This is a genomic window from Porphyromonas sp. COT-290 OH860, assembly GCF_000768935.1.
Taxonomy (GTDB): domain Bacteria; phylum Bacteroidota; class Bacteroidia; order Bacteroidales; family Porphyromonadaceae; genus Porphyromonas.
The window spans coordinates 16983-34571 of record NZ_JRAR01000006.1; the positions used below are offsets into that span (position 1 = coordinate 16983).

General features: G+C 48.6%; 9 protein-coding genes. 6 read left to right on the forward strand and 3 right to left on the reverse strand.

The genetic code is table 11. The features are described 5' to 3' along the window. The first annotated feature begins 173 nt into the window (after positions 1–173). Complete coding sequence (locus tag HQ41_RS00985; protein ID WP_044186693.1) at positions 174–2321, forward strand: S46 family peptidase; 2148 nt, start codon at positions 174–176, stop codon at positions 2319–2321. A 98-nt stretch (positions 2322–2419) separates the two neighbouring features. On the opposite strand, the gene HQ41_RS00990 is transcribed toward HQ41_RS00985, so the two are convergent. Then, complete coding sequence (locus HQ41_RS00990; RefSeq protein WP_152567293.1) at positions 2420–3235, reverse strand: purine nucleoside phosphorylase I, inosine and guanosine-specific; 816 nt, start codon at positions 3233–3235, stop codon at positions 2420–2422. A gap of 216 nt (positions 3236–3451) precedes the next feature. On the opposite strand from HQ41_RS00990, the gene HQ41_RS00995 reads away from it, so the two are divergent. Beyond that, positions 3452–5743, forward strand: coding sequence for a GH92 family glycosyl hydrolase (locus tag HQ41_RS00995; protein WP_052405199.1), 2292 nt, complete (start codon positions 3452–3454; stop codon positions 5741–5743). A 97-nt stretch (positions 5744–5840) separates the two neighbouring features. Here HQ41_RS00995 and trxA read toward each other — a convergent pair whose 3' ends face one another. Both trxA and dnaE read right to left on the reverse strand, forming a co-directional pair. After that, positions 5841–6155, reverse strand: a complete 315-nt coding sequence (gene trxA / locus HQ41_RS01000) for a thioredoxin (RefSeq protein ID WP_044186699.1) — start codon at positions 6153–6155, stop codon at positions 5841–5843. A gap of 46 nt (positions 6156–6201) precedes the next feature. After that, the gene (dnaE, locus tag HQ41_RS01005; RefSeq protein WP_044186702.1) at positions 6202–9891 is read right to left on the reverse strand and encodes a DNA polymerase III subunit alpha; all 3690 of its coding nucleotides are present in this window, start codon (positions 9889–9891) and stop codon (positions 6202–6204) included. A gap of 733 nt (positions 9892–10624) precedes the next feature. Between dnaE and HQ41_RS01010 the strand changes: the two genes are divergently transcribed. The 4 genes from HQ41_RS01010 to HQ41_RS01025 all read left to right on the forward strand — a co-directional run bounded on the left by HQ41_RS01010 (position 10625) and on the right by HQ41_RS01025 (position 17402). Beyond that, positions 10625–12895, forward strand: a complete 2271-nt coding sequence (locus HQ41_RS01010; RefSeq protein ID WP_044186706.1) for a TonB-dependent siderophore receptor — start codon at positions 10625–10627, stop codon at positions 12893–12895. A 251-nt stretch (positions 12896–13146) separates the two neighbouring features. Beyond that, complete coding sequence (locus HQ41_RS01015; protein ID WP_044186709.1) at positions 13147–14895, forward strand: phospho-sugar mutase; 1749 nt, start codon at positions 13147–13149, stop codon at positions 14893–14895. Between the two features lie 53 nt (positions 14896–14948). Next, positions 14949–15875, forward strand: a complete 927-nt coding sequence (locus HQ41_RS01020) for a glycosyltransferase family 32 protein (protein ID WP_081964705.1) — start codon at positions 14949–14951, stop codon at positions 15873–15875. 30 nt (positions 15876–15905) lie between these two features. Then, positions 15906–17402 (forward strand): class I SAM-dependent RNA methyltransferase, encoded by a 1497-nt coding sequence (locus HQ41_RS01025; protein ID WP_044186712.1) that lies wholly within the window; start codon positions 15906–15908, stop codon positions 17400–17402. Positions 17403–17589 lie beyond the last annotated feature (187 nt).

Sequence of the window (17589 nt, forward strand, 5' to 3'; positions counted from 1 at the left end):
GGCATTGAGAGTCTTTACCTTCGTAATGTCATATTTCTTAAGGTTTATGCTGAGATTTACAGCTCCCCTAAGCGATGATACATATTTAGCCGACTAGGAGGCAATCGGCTAAATGGAAAAAATTATCTTTGTGTCAATCGATTATTATTCACCACTAATGATACAAAGTAGTTATGAAGAAAATCCTTCTTAGCCTGATCTGGGCAGCGACATTGCTTCTGGGGCAATCGGCTCATGCCGATGAGGGTATGTGGCTCATGCAGCAGCTAGGCAACCACTATCCAAAAATGAAAGAACGAGGACTCAAGCTCCAAGAGTATGATCTCTACAACCCCAATGGCAATTCCCTCAAAGATGCAGTCGTTATCTTCGATCGTGGTTGCACTGGGGAGGTTATTTCTAGTCAAGGCTTGGTACTGACCAATCATCACTGTGGCTACGATGCTATTCAAGCCCTTAGTTCAGTAGAGCATAACTATCTAGAAGACGGCTATTGGGCTCAGAGTTTGGAGCAAGAACTTCCGGCCAAGGGAGTTACCATTACCTTCATCGACAAAATCGAAGATGTAACCGACTACGTCAAGCGAGAACTCAAGAAAAATAAAAATCCTAATAGCATGGACTATCTCTCACCTAAGTATTTGGCTAATCTGGCAGCCAAACGAGTACGCAAGCTGCCTAAGGGTGTGGAGGTAGAGATCAAACAGTTCTACAACGGCAATCGCTATCTGATGTTCACCAAGAAGATCTATTCGGACGTTCGCTTGGTGGGTACACCACCCAGCTCTATCGGTAAGTTTGGGGCCGATACGGATAACTGGGCTTATCCTCGTCATTCGGGCGATTTCTCAATCTTCCGTATCTATGCCGATGCACAAGGTAATCCTGCCGACTACTCACCTAGCAACACACCTCTGCAAGCCAAACGCTGGTTCAACATCTCGACCAAGGGTGTAGAGCAAGGCGACTTTGCGATGATTATGGGCTTTCCCGGGCGCACCTATCGTTTCTTCTTGCCCGAAGAGGTAGACGAATGGAAACGAATCGACAATGATATCCGCATCCGTATGCGTGGTATCAGACAAGAAGTGATGCTCACTCAGATGCTCGCTGACCCCAAGATTAATATCATGTACGCAGCCAAATACGCTTATTCTCAGAATGGCTACAAGCGTGCGATCGGGGCGAACTGGGGCATTGAGGTGCGTAAGCTAGGTGACGCCAAGCGTAAGCAGATGGACGACCTACTGACTTGGGCAAACGAAAAGGGCGAAAGTAAATATTCGGAAGCTATCGAACAGATCCGAAGAGCCATTAAGCAAAGAGAAGAGCTACGACGCAGACTGTGGTATCTGACCGAAGGCATTGTACAGGGCATTGAGTACTCACATGTTCCCCACGCCAAGACAGACGAAGCAAAGGCTGACTATACGGAACTGAAACAAGGCTTTGAGAAATTCTTCACCTCTGACTATAGCCCAGAGGTCGATGCGAAAATCGCAAAGGCTCTACTCGATGAGTATTGCAGGCAAATTAAACCCGAGCATCAACCCGAAGCGATCCGTTTGGGGGTAGCCAAGTATGGTTCGGCCTCTGCTTATGTCGATTATCTATTTGCCAACTCGGTCTTTGCCTCAAAAGCAAAGTTCGAGCAGCTTATGAAGCAATCAAATGCTGAGATTGCGAAGACTTGGGCCTCAGATCCAATGAGTGCTTTCGCAAGCAGTGTGAGGCATGAGCTCAATAATCTACATAAAGCACTTGCGCCTTTTGACAATCCGATTAATCTCGCCCGCCGTGTGTATGTAGCAGGCCTGCTGGAGCAGCATGGAGATCAGAATCTCTGGCCCGATGCCAACTCGACACTACGCTTTACTTTCGGCAATGTCAAAGGCTACAGCCCCAAAGATGGCGTCTTCTATGAGCCTCAGACTTGGCTTAGCGGTGTGATGCAGAAGGAGGATCCTGCATCGTGGGAGTTTGCCGTTGCTCCACGGCTCAAAGAGATCTACCAAGAGAAAACATATGGTAAGGGAAATCGCTGGGCTGTAAAGCAGGCAGATGGCTCGTGGCGAATGCCCGTGAATATGTGTGCTACAACCCACACCACTGGCGGCAACTCTGGTAGTCCTGTCTTTGACGGAGCAGGCAACTTAATTGGGATTAACTTTGACCGTAACTGGGAGGGAGTCGGTGGCGATATCCAGTATCTACCCGACTATCAGCGTAGTATCATCTGTGACATTCGCTACATCTTAATGATCATCGAAGAGTATGGCAAGTGCCACCGACTACTTGACGAAATGAGTATTGTGAACTAAAGAATCAAATCTATCTGAGACAGCTACAAAGACTAAGGGGAGAAGAATCCATCGTGGTTCTCCTCCCCTTAATTATTGTGTGATACCTCTACCTATCGCTAGAGCTGACGAACGAGCTCAGCGAAGATGCGTCCCATCTTCTCGCTAGCGGCATTGGCGGCATCAATGACATCTTGAGCATCATTAACAAAGTCATCGGCAAAGTGATACCCCTCGTTAGTAATCACACTCATACCGAAGACACGCATACCAGCATGGCGAGCCACGATAACCTCTGGAACGGTACTCATGCCGATAGCACCACCGCCCACTTTACCCCAAAAAGCATATTCAGCAGGGGTTTCATACGAGGGGCCAGTGAGCCCAACGTAGACACCTTCCTTGACGGGAATGCCTAGCTCCTGAGTGATAGCCTTAGCTTTGGTAATAAACTCTCGGTCATAAGCACGAGTCATATCTGGAAATCGAGGCCCAAACATCTCCATATTAGGGCCAACTAGTGGGTTGGGCATATTGTTGATGTGATCACGAATGATCATTAGGTCACCTACCTTAAAAGTATTGTTGATCCCACCAGCAGCATTGGAAACAAGCAAGTTCTCAATGCCGAGTAGCTTCATCACACGTACAGGGAAGGTCACCTGCTCCATAGGGTAGCCCTCGTAGTAGTGGAAACGTCCCTGCATAGCTAGCACTGGTACTCCGTTGAGCATACCTACGATCAGATTCCCCTTGTGGCCTACGGCTGTAGAGTGTGCGAAGTGAGGGATCTGGGAGTAAGGAATGACGGTTGCTTCCTTCAGGTTGCCAGCAAGCTCGCCTAGACCGCTACCTAGAATAATAGCCGTCTTAGTTTCCTTGGGCAGACGAGAGGCCAAGAATGAGGCCGCCTCGTGGTAATGTTGTTCTTGCATCATAATTCAATGACTAATTATCTTGTAGAGCTTAGGGCTCCATTGTACTATTAAATACGAACTTACCACAAATGTACGACAAAAACCTAGACTTAGAAATACATCAGTCCACTAGTAGAACCGAGGATTTTCTTGCACAGAATACATCTCTATTATGGCAAAATTGACTTACTTTGATAACTCATTGGATAGATAAATCATAATACAAACCTCAGTATGAGATCGAAGCAATACATACTTGCCTTATTTATGATCTTGACAGTGTATCAAGGTCAAGAGCTACAAGCTCAGCCACTTGCTAGAGTAGCCCATTCCTCGCCAGTGGATTTGGTTAATCCTCTTGTCGGCACACTCAGTAGCTTCGAGCTTAGCTCGGGCAACACCTACCCCGTAATCTCCAGACCTTGGGGCATGAATAGCTGGACGCCTCAGACGGGCAAGATGGGAGATGGCTGGCAATATACCTACACAGCTACGAAAATTAGAGGCCTCAAGCAGACACACCAACCAAGCCCATGGATTAACGATTACGGACAGTTTGCACTACTCCCACAAGTAGGCGAGCGGCCGGTTTTTGACGAAGAGCAGAGGGCTTCGTGGTTCAGCCACAAGGCAGAGCTTGCTCGTCCTTATTGCTACGAGGTCTATTTGGCAGACTATGACACACGGGTTCGCCTAGCCCCTAGCGAGCGGGCTGTGGTCTTCGAGGTTGACTATCCTCAGACTTCGCTACCGCATCAGCGTTGGGTACTACTAGATGCTTTCGACTCGGGCAGTGAAATCAAACAACTAGACTCTTGTACACTTGTTGGTTTCAGCCGAAAAAATAGCGGTGGTGTCCCCGAAAACTTCCGCAATTACTTCATTGTTCGCTTCGAGGAGGCAATTGACAAAGCATATCTACATTCATCGGAGGGGAAATCTGGCACTCATGCTCAGATAGCTGTCAGCCTTAAAGCTACTGAGGCTCGATCTATAACCTTCCGTGTGGCCTCATCTTTCATCAGTCAGGCTCAGGCTCTACAAAATCTAGAAGAGGTCTTAGGAAAATCGTATCAAGACGTCCGTGACGAGGGACGCAACGAATGGAATAGGCTGATGCACCGTATCGAGGTGGAGGACGAGGAGGAGAAGAGCCGAACATTCTACTCCAACCTTTATCGCTCGATGCTTTTCCCTAGACGCTTCTACGAAATAACTCATCAGGGCGATACCCTACACTATAGCCCTTACAATGGGCAAGTTCTACCCGGATATATGTACACCGATACAGGCTTCTGGGATACGTTCCGCTCGCTCTTCCCTCTGGTCAATCTGGTCTTCCCCGAGGAGGGAGCCAAGATGCAAGAGGGGCTAATGAACGCATATCGAGAGAGTGGCTTCTTCCCTGAGTGGGCAAGTCCGGGACATAGAGACTGTATGGTGGGCAATAACTCTGCTTCTGTAGCGGCTGATGCCTATCTCAAAGGGCTAGGGCGTGTTAATACCAACGAACTAATTGCAGCGCTAGAGCATGGAGCCAATCATGTGCACCCAAGCATCAAGTCTACTGGACGACTAGGCTATGAGCACTACAATAGACTCGGCTATGTACCCTGCGATGTAGGCATCAATGAGAGTGCAGCACGCTCACTGGAGTATGCCTACAACGATTGGTGCATCTACCAAGTGCTTAAGCGAGCAGGCGCCAAGCCTGCTCTGCAACGGCTGTACAAGAAGCGTGCGATGAACTACAGAAATCTATTCGATACCGAAACGGGCTGGATGAGAGGACGTACACAAAAAGGACAATTCCAGACACCATTCTCGCCATTTAAGTGGGGTGATGCCTTCACCGAAGGCAATGCACTGCACTATACTTGGTCTGTCTTTCATGATGTACAGGGGCTGATCGACCTAATGGGAGGCGACGAGGCTTTTATCTCTAGGCTTGATAGTATCTTTGCCCTACCACCTATCTTCGACGACAGCTACTACGGCTTCGTTATCCATGAGATACGTGAAATGCAAATTATGGATATGGGGAACTATGCCCATGGCAATCAGCCTATCCAACACATGATCTACCTATACAACTATGCGGGCCAGCCTCATAAGGCTCAGCATTGGATTCGTCAAGTCATGCAGCGACTCTATAGCCATGCCCCCGATGGCTACTGTGGGGACGAAGACAACGGACAGACCTCAGCTTGGTATGTCTTCTCCGCCTTGGGCTTCTATCCGGTGACACCAGCCCTAGATCAATACGTGATCGGTGTACCGTACTTCCGCTCCATTCGGCTCAATCTACCCAATGGAAGGACAACAGTCATAGAAGCCAAAGGGGCAGAGTATCCATATATCCAGAGTGTTGAGCGCAACGGCATACCATATAACAAGACGTACGTACAGTACCAAGATCTACTAGAGGGGGGGCGGTATATCTTCACTCTTGGGGCAAAGCCCTCATCTTGGGGTACTAACCCAGAAGCTCGCCCCTACTCGTTCTCCCGAGAGGCGACGAAATAGGTTGTAGCCGATAGTACAAAAAGAGCGTATCCTAAGTCGCTTGGTACTGTACCAACTGACTTAGGATACGCTCTTTTTATGCTCGGGACTAGCTCTATTAGAGCAGTCCGTCGATCTTCTGCTTGTAAGCGTCCTTACTCTGTGCGCCTACGAGCTTGTCTACGAGTTCGCCATTCTTGAAGAATAGAACTGTAGGAATGTTGCGAACGCCGAAACGACCGGGTAGATCGCTATTAGCGTCTACATCGCACTTGCCGATATTGGCTTTGCCTGCGTACTCAGACGATAACTCGTCGATGATTGGCCCAACCATTTGGCAAGGACCGCACCATGTAGCCCAGAAGTCTACAACTAGTGGCTTACCCTCGGCTACTAGAGCCTCGAAGTTCTGATCTGTGATTTGTAGTGCCATAATCTTAATTAAATATGTTTGATTAGTAAATGATCTTGCTCGGTGCCTAGCGAACAGAGAATCCTAGCTCATGCTGTAGGCAGAAGTCGAGTAATTCGTTCGTTGCCCCTACCATCTGTCTGTCGTAGGCAAAGTTGATTTCCATACCTTGTATAGGGTCCGCAACCTTTATTGATAACATTGCCTTACCTGTATTGTTCGCTAGGAGCTGGGATAGCTCCTCTACGAGCGTTTCGTCGAGTTTATTTACTGGGATGGTTACCTCTACCTGCTCGACGATGCGGTCATACACCTCGTTGAGCAGCTCGATTTTCTGCACCTGCATCTCCAGCTCGCTAGGGTTATATGGGCGAGCCTGTACGGTGGCGTGAATGAGTACGAATAGGCCCTCTTGGAAGAAATTAGCTTGGTTAATGTAGCTCTGCCCGAAAAGTGCAAACTCAGTCGTACCCATCGTATCTTCGATAGTCAGCCTGCCATAATTAGCCCCTTTCTTAGTTACCCCTTTATATACCCGTGACACCACACCGCCGAAAAGCAGTCTGCGTCCCTCGCCAAGCAAATCTATGTCCGCCAGATCGAGAGTAGATACATTGCAGTAGTGCTCTAGGATCACACGATATGGAGCGAGTGGGTTGGACGAAAGATATAGCCCCACCAAATCTCGCTCTCTACCTAATCTCTCAAGCTCACTATAGCCGTCGGAGAGTGTCGGAGGCATAGGCTTAGGGATCTGCATACCTTCGTCATCATCGCCAAAGAGCGAATTGGCCTGTAGGTGTCGCTCCTCCTGTACGAGCCCTCCGTAGCGTACTAGGGCTGCAAGGAAGTGCTCATCTTTGGCCTCGGACTGAGGCTCTATATAGGCCTCTCGCTCGATGCCAAAGCTATCGAATGCCCCAGAGAAGATGAGGCTCTCAAGCGTTTTCTTGTTGCAAGACGAGAGGTCGATGCGCTCCATGAAGTCATAGATATCCTTGTAGGGGCCGTGCTCCTCTCTCTCTCTAATGATGTTGTCCACCGCTGACGTACTCACACCCTTGATAGCACTTAGGCCGAAGCGAATATGTCCGTACTTATTAACGGAGAATTTCTGATCCGACTCATTGATATCTGGCACGAGTACTTTGATGCCCATGGACTTACACTCGTCCATAAGCTTGGTAATTTCGGAGATATTGTTGAGGTTGCGGCTTAGGGCACCTGCCATATATTCGCTCGGGTAGTTGGCCTTGAGGTAAGCCGTCTGATAGGCGACCCAGCTGTAGCAGGTGGCGTGGCTCTTGTTGAAGGCATAGCTGGCGAACTTAGCCCAGTCTGCCCAAATCTTCTCGAGCTTGTCGGTGGGGTGGCCGTTGACTTTACCTCCCTCGAGGAACTTAGTCCTTAGGGCTGCCATCTTATCCTCCAGCTTCTTACCCATCGCCTTGCGCAGGTTATCCGACTCGCCTCGAGTAAAGCCTGCGATCTCACGTGAGAGCAACATGACCTGCTCCTGATAGACCGTGATACCGTAGGTGTCCTTGAGATAACGCTCCATACAAGGCAAGTCGTAGGTAATCGCCGAGCGTCCATGCTTACGATTGACGAAGTCAGGGATATACTCCATAGGGCCGGGGCGATAGAGCGCATTCATCGCAATCAAGTCCTCAAAGGTCGTGGGCTGTAGGTCACGCAGATACTTCTGCATACCAGCCGACTCGAACTGAAAGGTCCCAACCGTCTTGCCGTCGCTATAGAGCTGATAGGTCTTGGCATCGTCAAGAGGAATACGATCGATGTCTATCTCTATGTCGTGCCGTTTCTTAATGTTGAGTAGTGCCTCCTTGAGGATTGAGAGGGTTTTAAGCCCAAGGAAGTCCATCTTGATGAGCCCCGTTTCCTCAATCACAGAGCCCTCGTACTGCGTCACGAGTAGCTCCTCACCAGTGGCCTTGTCGCTGGCAGTGCTGATGGGCACAATGTCACTGATATCCGTCTTGCCGATAATGATTCCGCAAGCATGCACGCCTGTATTGCGTACATTACCCTCAAGCATCTGGGCATATTTGAGCGTGTCGAACTCAATAGGGTTCGAGCTAAGAGAGGCCTTCTTCAGCTCGGGAACATACTCGATAGCTTCCTTTAGGGTCACTTTCTTCACTCCTGGTATCTTGTCGGGCACGAGCTTGGCTAGTCGATCACTCTCAGAGAGCGGCAGACGCTGTACACGTGCCACGTCTTTGATGCTACTCTTAGTGGCCATAGTGCCGTAGGTGATGATATGCGCCACGCGATCTTTGCCATACTTCTCTGTCACCCATTTGAGAATATCGCCTCGGCCGTCATCGTCGAAGTCAATATCAATATCGGGCATAGAGATACGGTCGGGATTGAGAAATCGCTCGAATAGGAGGTCATATTTGATTGGATCGATATCAGTGATATTGAGGCAATAGGCCACAGCAGAACCAGCAGCAGAGCCACGCCCCGGCCCAACAAATACCCCCATAGCACGTGCCGCTGCAATGAAGTCCTGTACGATAAGGAAGTAACCGGGGAAACCCATGTTCTTAATCGTGTCTAGCTCGAAGTCTATGCGTTCTCGCACTTCATTTGTCAGCCCTTCCTGACCATACTTACGCTCTGCTCCTATATAAGTTAGATGACGCAGATAGGCATTGGCATCCTCGAAGCCGTCGGGGATCGGGAAGTCAGGCATCAGAGCCTCGTGGTCGATGCTGTAGAACTCTACCTTGTCTAGAATATCCTTGGTACGTGCTAGAGTCTCTGGCACATCGGCAAAGATTTGGTTCATCTCCGCTGTCGTCTTGAGCCACTCCTGCTTGGAGTAGCGCATACGCTTGGGGTCGTTGAGGTCTTTGCCCGTGCTTAGGCAGATCAGTCTGTCGTGGGCCTCGGCGTCCTCTTCGTTGGTAAAGTGTACATCATTGGTTGCTATGACAGGTACACCAAGCCTTTCTCCCAGCTCTAGAATGACGCTATTGACCTTGACCTGCTCCTCGTAGACAGAGCTATTACCTAGAGGGTTATCCGTTTTGTGTCGCTGTATTTCTAGATAGAAGTCCTCTCCGAATAGCTCTTTGAACCACAGGATACTCTTCTCCGCCTCATCAATACGCCCATTCATAATGTGCTGAGGGATTTCACCGCCCAGACAAGCCGAGGAAACGATGATACCCTCGTGATACTTCTCGAGTAGCTCCTTGTCGATACGTGGGCGGTAGTAGTAGCCTTCCGTCCACGAGTGCGAAACCATCTTGATGAGGTTCTTGTAGCCCGTCAGATTCTTGGCCAGTAGTACCAAGTGCCAGCCACTACTATCGACCGAGCGACTTGGCTTGTAGGGGTCTTGAGCATTGGCGTCTTTGTCGAAGCGGCGACGACGAGCGCAGTAGGCCTCGCACCCGAGGATTGGCTTGAATAGCTTCTGCTCAGTCGCCGCAAGGGAAACCTCTAGCTCCTCAATGAGCTTGATATCGTCTGGTGTAGGGGTCTCTAGAGCCTTCATAGCCGAGAGCTCCTGCTTGATTTTTTTGATGGATTTCTGCGTGTCGGAGTTTTTCTTCTGAACGTAGTTGTAGAACTCCTTAATCCCAAACATAGCACCATGGTCAGTCAATGCTATGCCCGGCATTCCATCTTTCATAGCCTTGTCTACAAGGCCTGCTATCGAGGCTTGTCCGTCTAGTAACGAGTATTGAGAATGTACGTGTAAGTGTACGAAGGGAGTCATTGTCTAATATCCTTTTTATAGCCTAGCAAAGATAGCTCATTTTAATATGTTTGTATAATGGCGACAATACTGACCATTAAAGCCCAAGAAGAGCCCTCAACTGAACGAATCTAAGATTTAATATGAAGTCAATACGAGCTTATAACCGCCAGAGGTTATTTCTCCACACCCAATCAACTTGATTTTAGGCCTCCACTCCTCTACCTTTTTAGTTAAGGAATGTAAAGGAATTACGCTTAGATTTTAGAAAGTATGGGAGCTATTTATAAAGGTTCGCAAAGCAATTCGGGAAGATTAATGGGAAGTTCTTTTCGGATTGGTGGGCTAATCCTCCAAGGTATGTCCACCAATTCGAATAGATTGATGGGAAGAAATTCTGAAATTTGCTCTTCGCCTAGATAAAATAGTCCTAAATGTGATTTTATCTATTTGATTATTAGACATCTAAAAAGATGCGTTTTAAGCGGCTGTTTTCATTCGGCTGGAGCTAAGTGCCCAAACGAGGTCGAACTCAATCTAGAGCCTTCTAGGGGGCAAATACTAAGCGTATCCTCCTTTAGCCCTCCCTACCCTAAGTTTCTCATTAACATTCTGAAATTTGAGCGAAAATATAAATTATAGACTAGGTTTGGCTGAGGGCTCTTCTTGGGCCTTAATGGTCAGTATTGTCGCCATTGTAGAAACATAATTTAAATAGGCTATCTTTGCAGTGTTCAATCAAAATTTTAACTTTATGAAAAAACAATTCCTCTTTTTCGGGTGCTTGGCTCTTCCTCTGGTGGGATATGCCCAAGGCTCTAGTACCCATTTGGATAGTATTCAGCATCTAGATGAGGTTTTGGTACAAGCTCAGAGAAATATACCTCTAGCAAGTACTAGCAAGATCCCTGCTCCACAACGTGAAATCCCTGTTTCTATGACGGCTATTACAAGAGGTCAGCTACAGGAGTTCAACCTCAACAACCTTGTTCAAGCCACTAAGCATGTCCCTAATATGCGTTCAATGCACACCTATGGTGCGTTCCAACGCTTCTATATGCGAGGCTTCTCCAATGTCGTTGTGCTCAACGATGGCATGAGAGATGACCGTCATGCTTGGTACAGCTCGGCTCCCTCTACCTCTCTAGCCTCAGTAGAGCGTATTGAGGTGATCCGTGGTGCTTCGTCAATGACAGTAGGTCACAATGCCCTTGGCGGTGTCATCAATGTCATTCGTAAGAAACCCACAGAGGCGACTCGTGTCAATGCGCGTGCATCGTATGGTAGCTGGGGAACCTACCAGCTAGAGGCAGGTGCGGGCGGACGTATCACCGAGGGCCTAACCTTCCGCACCGACTTCGGCACGGGTTACAGCGAGGGGTGGCGCCACACGCAAGATCGCTTCGTCAATGGGCATCTGTCGCTCAACTACAAAGTAAACCCACGCAATGAGCTAAGCCTGATGCTGCTGGCTAACGAAGATATGTACAAGGGAGATCCCGGGCGACCACATATGCCTGCCGATATCTACGATGCCCAAACCAACAAGCTGCTCTACAAGCGTGGCGATGCGCCTCTTGGAGGAGATAGACGCACCCACTATGGCGACCCCATCGACCATCTAGGGCACAAAAACCTGACGACTTCGCTCAAATGGCAATCCAAGCTAGGGGGATCATGGGAGCTTACCGAGTATGCCTCTTACTTCCACGACGATGTCCGATATTTCCAGACCGAGGACCTCATGTATCAGGAGTCTTCTACGCCTACCAAATACTACAAGATTGGTCAAAATAATGAAAAGGTGTACATGGATCTTGATAAGGTGAAGAGAGGATATTTTGCTTTTGACTATCAGACCAAAATCCTGCAGAACCAACTTGAGCTCACGGGTAAGATCACTTCGGGACAAACGCAACATAACCTACTCTTTGGATACGCACTTACATATACAGATATGCCACGCTTTCAAGGCCTGAAGCTAACTGGTGCAGGCAAGGACGCCTTCGTTTCTGTGGATCGCCCCATACTCAATCAGGGTAGTCTCGACCCTCAGTACACGGGGCAACGTATCCAGAGTGAGCTGCTCAATGGTCTATACGTGCAAGACTATATGCGCTGGGGGAAACTGGCTGCACTTGCAGGACTACGCCTTGATGTCTATAATCGCTCCTTCCAGATGGCGAAAACGGACGACAAGACCATTCTAAGCAAGGGTGATGTATTCCGAACCAACTATCTAGCCTTTACCTATCGCCTTGGCTTGCTGTATGATATTAGCAAGGAGCTCAATGTCTATGCGTCAGTGTCCAACTTCTTCAAACCCACTCGTACGCAGCCACAAGACAACCGCATCTATCTAGATAGTCGAGGCAATGAGATTAAGCCCGGTAATAGCGACATCTTTTCTCCAGAGAGCGCTATCCAGTACGAGGCTGGGGCACGCCTACAGCTGGGACGTATGCTAGAGGCCAACCTTGCAGGCTTCTATATTATCAAGGAGAATATGGTTGCCAATCTTGGAAAAAAAGACAACAAGAATGTGTCGGGACAGATCGGTCGTGCTAGCTCTATGGGGGCAGAGCTAGACCTTACCTTCAAGCCCGCCAAGAGCCTAGAGTTTATGGGTGCGTATGGGCTGACTATAGCCAAGAGCGAGAAATATGCGTTTGAGAATAGTGACTATGCCAATAAGCTGGCTGGTAAGTTCCTCGATCGTATCCCGATGCATACAGCTAACCTTTGGTCTTTTTACTCACGTCCTTTGGGAGCAGAGAGCAAGTTCCGTCTAGGACTCGGAGTAGAGTATTCGGACAAGGTGTATGCCGATGCTTCCAATCAATTTGTCTTCCCCGCCTATACGCTACTCAATGCCCTAGTGAGCTACCAGTACAGCCACTGGAAGATTCAGCTCAATGCCAACAATCTCACCGATCAGGAGTACTACGTTACCTCGGTAAATACGACGGGCTATATCCCCTCTCCCGGCAGAGGCTTTACTTGCTCGGTTAGCTACGAGTTCTAGTTCTACTCTGGCGTATGAAACAGAGGCGGTGTATCGAGGGACAACCCTTGGTGCATCGCCTCTCTCTTTACTCCTGAATTGATTGGATAGGCTGGGAGGCCTTGTCTTGTAGTGCGTTGTGTTGGTCTGTGATCTAACTGATATTGTTTTTATTCGTAGAGCTTATACACCAATATTTCTGTATTGTGTTAGTATTAGTACCTTTGCAGGGTATGTGTAGACAATATCAACTATAATATCATAGATAAGAGATGGAACAGAATGAATTGCTCTTGCAGGTAAGAGCCAAGGCTCAGAGCTGGCTAGCACCTAGCTACGACGAAGCAACTCGCCAAATGGTAGAGGCGTTGCTCGCCAATGAAGACACTACGGACCTCATCGAGGCTTTCTATAAGGATCTAGAGTTTGGTACAGGTGGTCTGCGTGGCATCATGGGTGTAGGCTCCAACCGCATGAACCGCTACACAGTGGGCGCAGCTACTCAGGGGCTAGCCAACTACCTCAAGCAGGAGTTCTCTCACTTGCCACAGATTTCGGTGGCTATTGGGCACGACTGCCGCAACAATAGTCCGCTATTCGCACGTATCACAGCTGAGATTTTCTCGGCCAATGGCATCAAGGTTTATCTCTTCGAGAGCCTGCGCCCTACGCCTGAGGTATCCTTCGCAATCCGAGAACTCGGCTGTCAGAGTGGTGTTATGATCACAGCCAGCCACAACCCCAAGGAATACAACGGCTACAAGGCCTATTGGAGCGATGGCGCACAGATCATCGCCCCACATGACAACAATATCATCGCCGAAGTCAATAAGATTCGCCGCGTAGAGGATATCAAGTTTACTCCCAACGAGAGCCTCATAGAGCTACTTGGTGAGGAGATGGACAAGAAGTTCGTAGAGCGTGTAGCAGGGCTATGCCTCGCCAAGGACTCGGTAGCACGCCACAAAGACCTCAAAATCGTCTACACGCCTATCCACGGAACAGGAGTAGAGATGATCCCACGCACGCTCCGTGCTATTGGCTTCGAGAACATCATCAATGTACCCGAGCAAGATGTGGTAAGTGGCGACTTCCCAACAGTGCACTCACCCAACCCCGAGGAGCCAGCGGCTCTAGAGATGGCTATTCGCAAGGCCGAGGAAACGGGGGCAGATATTGTTTTGGCCTCAGACCCAGACGCAGACCGTCTAGGGGCTGCCGTGCGTGACAACGAAGGCAAGATGGTGCTGGTCAATGGCAATGATATGTGTGCTATGCTCACCTACTACGCTATCGCTCAGCGTAAGCAGGCTGGTACCCTCTCGCCCAAGGACTATGTAGTCAAGACTATCGTAACCACTGAGCTAATCAAGGCTATTGCAGACAAGAATGAAGTACCTATGTTCGACTGCTACACGGGTTTCAAGTGGATTGCAGATGTAATCCGCAAAAATGAAGGCAAGATGAACTACATTGGTGGTGGCGAGGAGAGCTATGGTTACCTAAGAGAAGACTTTATTCGTGATAAGAGCTCGGTATCGGCATGCGCCATGTTCTGTGAGATGGCGGCTTGGGCCCTAGACAAGGGGCTCACGGTCTACCAACTACTACAGCAGATCTACCTAGAGTACGGTCTATACAAGGAGCAGGGCATCAGTGTCGTGCGCAAGGGTAAGAGCGGAGCCGAGGAGATCGAGGCAATGATGAAGAACTATCGTGAAAACCCAATGGCTACACTGGGCGGTAGCCGTGTAGTAGAAGTCCTTGACTATGCCAAGCTTGAGGGGCGTTGGATCGACAAGGGCGAGGTATTCAGCCTAGATATGCCCACGACAAGCAATGTGCTACAGTACAAGACGGAGGACGGCACCAAGGTATCTATCCGCCCCTCTGGCACAGAGCCTAAGATCAAGTTCTACATCGGTGTGCGTGGTGATGTCAATATGCTAGAGGAGCTTCCTGCTGCTCAGCAGGCTTGCCTAGACAAGATCGCACAAATCCGCACCGAGCTGGGGATCTAGTCGTGTCATTATACTTCAATTGATAATAAATCCTTTCTTCCTCCCTCGTTGATATGAATCTTTCCAATTCGTATTATGAATCTTTGATTCCCGTTATACCTCAAGGGCTTAGTATCCCCAAAGTAATTTATCAGGTTGGCAAAAATAGAGATGAACTTCATCCTATGGTTGTCGAAAACATTGCCTATTTGAAACAAATCAATCCTACGTGGAGCTATACGTTCTTTGATAACATAACTATGGAAGATTTTATTCGGGAAGAATATGGAGCAAAAGTTTTGGAATACTATAAGCGTATTGAGTCTAAGTATGGGGCGGCACGTGCAGACCTTTTCCGTTACCTACTGATATACAAAAAAGGAGGTGTTTATTTAGATCTTAAATCATCAGTTTCAAGGCCATTAAATGAGATAATACATACTCAAGACAAATATATTCTTTGTCATTGGGATAACTCCCCAAGCAGCAAGCATGCTGGTGCTGGCATGCACGCCGAACTATTGGATTCACTTCCGAGGGGGGAGTATCAACAATTTCAGATTTGTGCTGTAGCTGGTCATCCGTTTTTGCGGTCTGTTGTTATAGATGTACTCAAAAATATTGATTCGTATAATGTTTTCAAGCACGGCGTTGGTACTATGGGGGTCTATCGCATTACAGGTCCTATAACCTACTCAAAATCGATTATTAAGATTTTTGAAGACTTCAAAAATGAAGCTCGGGTTATAGATAATGCTATAGAGGATAGTGGGTTTATTTATAGTATTTTTGAGCACATTGGACATAACGCTCATAGAGAGTTGACAAACTCTATTTACTACAAGCAAGTACTTCCTATTGTTTCGGAATCTTCTCGTTGGCGTTGGGCTGTTTATAATACTTATCGTAAACTGTGGTATAGTTTACATGGACTAAGTAAAAAGATCGGGATTCACAGTTTTTTGAAAAAACACTGGGGAGGTAAGGTCGAAGCACCTTAATGGTATTTGTTGAATTTGTAAGATAATTTAATGGGTTATCAGTTTAGAATGATTGCCAAGACACTCCACTCGCTGGAGGAAGTATTGGCCAAAGAAATACAAGAATTAGGCGCCACGGACATTGAGATCGGGCGACGTATGGTTTCCTTCGTAGGGGACAAAGCAATGTTGTACAAGGCTAATCTTCGCTTGCGTACGGCTCTACGTATCCTCAAACCCGTCTACACCTTCAAAGCTAGCAACCCAGACGAGCTTTACGAGGCGCTTAGCCGATTTGACTGGACGACTATCATGACGGGGCGGCAGACCTTCTCGGTCGATACGACCGTTTACTCCGACGACTTCACGCATAGTAAATATGTAGGCTACCGGTGTAAAGATGCTATCGTAGACTTTTTCCGAGCCAAAGACGGTACACGTCCGTCTGTCCGTCTAGACAATCCCGATATTTACCTCAACGTACACATCGCTAATAGAGAGGTAACGCTCTCTCTCGATAGCTCAGGCGAGAGTTTGCACAAGCGTGGCTACCGTGCGGTGCAGACTGATGCTCCGATCAATGAAGTCTTGGCCGCAGGTATCCTACTGATGGCTGGCTGGCAGGGAGAAACGAATCTGATCGACCCAATGTGTGGCTCGGGGACATTCCTCATAGAGGCAGCTCTTATCGCTCGCAACATAGCACCCGGTATCTATCGCTCAGGTTTCGCCTTCGAGCGCTGGCTAGACTATGATGCGGCACTCTTTGACGCCCTCTACAACGATGATAGTGACGAGCGAGAGTTTACACACCGCATCTATGGCTCGGATATTCTGCCTCATGCGATCGAGGTTGCCAAGCGAAACGTAGCACGTGCTGGCGTTGGTCGATACGTAGAGCTAGATGTAATGCCTCTTCAGGAGCGCCCTCAACCCACGGAACCAGCGCTTATCGTGATGAATCCACCCTATGGAGAGCGGCTTCGCCTGACGGATCCTGAGGCTCTATATGCTATGATTGGGGAGCGGCTCAAGCACAACTTCTCAGGCTGTACGGCTTGGATCATAGCCTATAAGACAGAACACTTCGACCACATTGGCCTAAGACAGAACAGACGAGTGGAGCTAATGAACGGATCACTTGAGTGCGAGCTGCGTGGCTACGAACTATTCTCTGGCAAACGAGAGGACTACAAGAGCCGCCCCCGTGAGCCACGCTTCCCCAAACAGAGAGAAACGACCTCGGGCACTACTCAGCGACAAAGAGAGGATCGCTCAGAGCGTCCGCCTAGAAGCGCTAAGCCTAGAGGAGAAGAGCAGAAGACAGGTCGGTTTAGGTCAGACAGACCAAGCCGTGGCCAATCTACCTCTGAACGCAAGCCAAGCAGCAGTCAAAGCGAACGTATAGGTGAGAGTAAGCACAAGAAGGGACAGACACTATGGCCTAGCGATCGCTTCCGTTTCAAGGACGAGGAGGGACGTGAGCGTCGTCGTCCGCCTCGTCAACAGGCATTCCAAGTCTTCAAGTCTGAAGATAAGCAAAACTAAACTGCCACTACAAATAGATAAGACCACTAGGAGAGGCTTATGAAACCCTCTTCTAGTGGTCTTTTTACGTTCTGTCAATTGATCCTCTAGGAGACTATTGCGCAATGCACCGCTCAAAGTTTCTTGTATCTTTCTCGGTGTTTTTTGCGTGTTTGAGCGGCTTGGGGAGCCTTGAATACTATCCCCC

Excerpts from the sequence above, each read along its gene's own strand:
- HQ41_RS00985 (WP_044186693.1), top strand. The coding sequence starts at position 174 with ATGAAGAAAATCCTTCTTAGCCTGATCTGGGCAGCGACATTGCTTCTG.
- HQ41_RS00990 (WP_152567293.1), bottom strand. The coding sequence starts at position 3,235 with ATGCAAGAACAACATTACCACGAGGCGGCCTCATTCTTGGCCTCTCGT.
- HQ41_RS00995 (WP_052405199.1), top strand. The coding sequence starts at position 3,452 with ATGAGATCGAAGCAATACATACTTGCCTTATTTATGATCTTGACAGTG.
- trxA (WP_044186699.1), bottom strand. The coding sequence starts at position 6,155 with ATGGCACTACAAATCACAGATCAGAACTTCGAGGCTCTAGTAGCCGAG.
- dnaE (WP_044186702.1), bottom strand. The coding sequence starts at position 9,891 with ATGACTCCCTTCGTACACTTACACGTACATTCTCAATACTCGTTACTA.
- HQ41_RS01010 (WP_044186706.1), top strand. The coding sequence starts at position 10,625 with ATGAAAAAACAATTCCTCTTTTTCGGGTGCTTGGCTCTTCCTCTGGTG.
- HQ41_RS01015 (WP_044186709.1), top strand. The coding sequence starts at position 13,147 with ATGGAACAGAATGAATTGCTCTTGCAGGTAAGAGCCAAGGCTCAGAGC.
- HQ41_RS01020 (WP_081964705.1), top strand. The coding sequence starts at position 14,949 with ATGAATCTTTCCAATTCGTATTATGAATCTTTGATTCCCGTTATACCT.
- HQ41_RS01025 (WP_044186712.1), top strand. The coding sequence starts at position 15,906 with ATGGGTTATCAGTTTAGAATGATTGCCAAGACACTCCACTCGCTGGAG.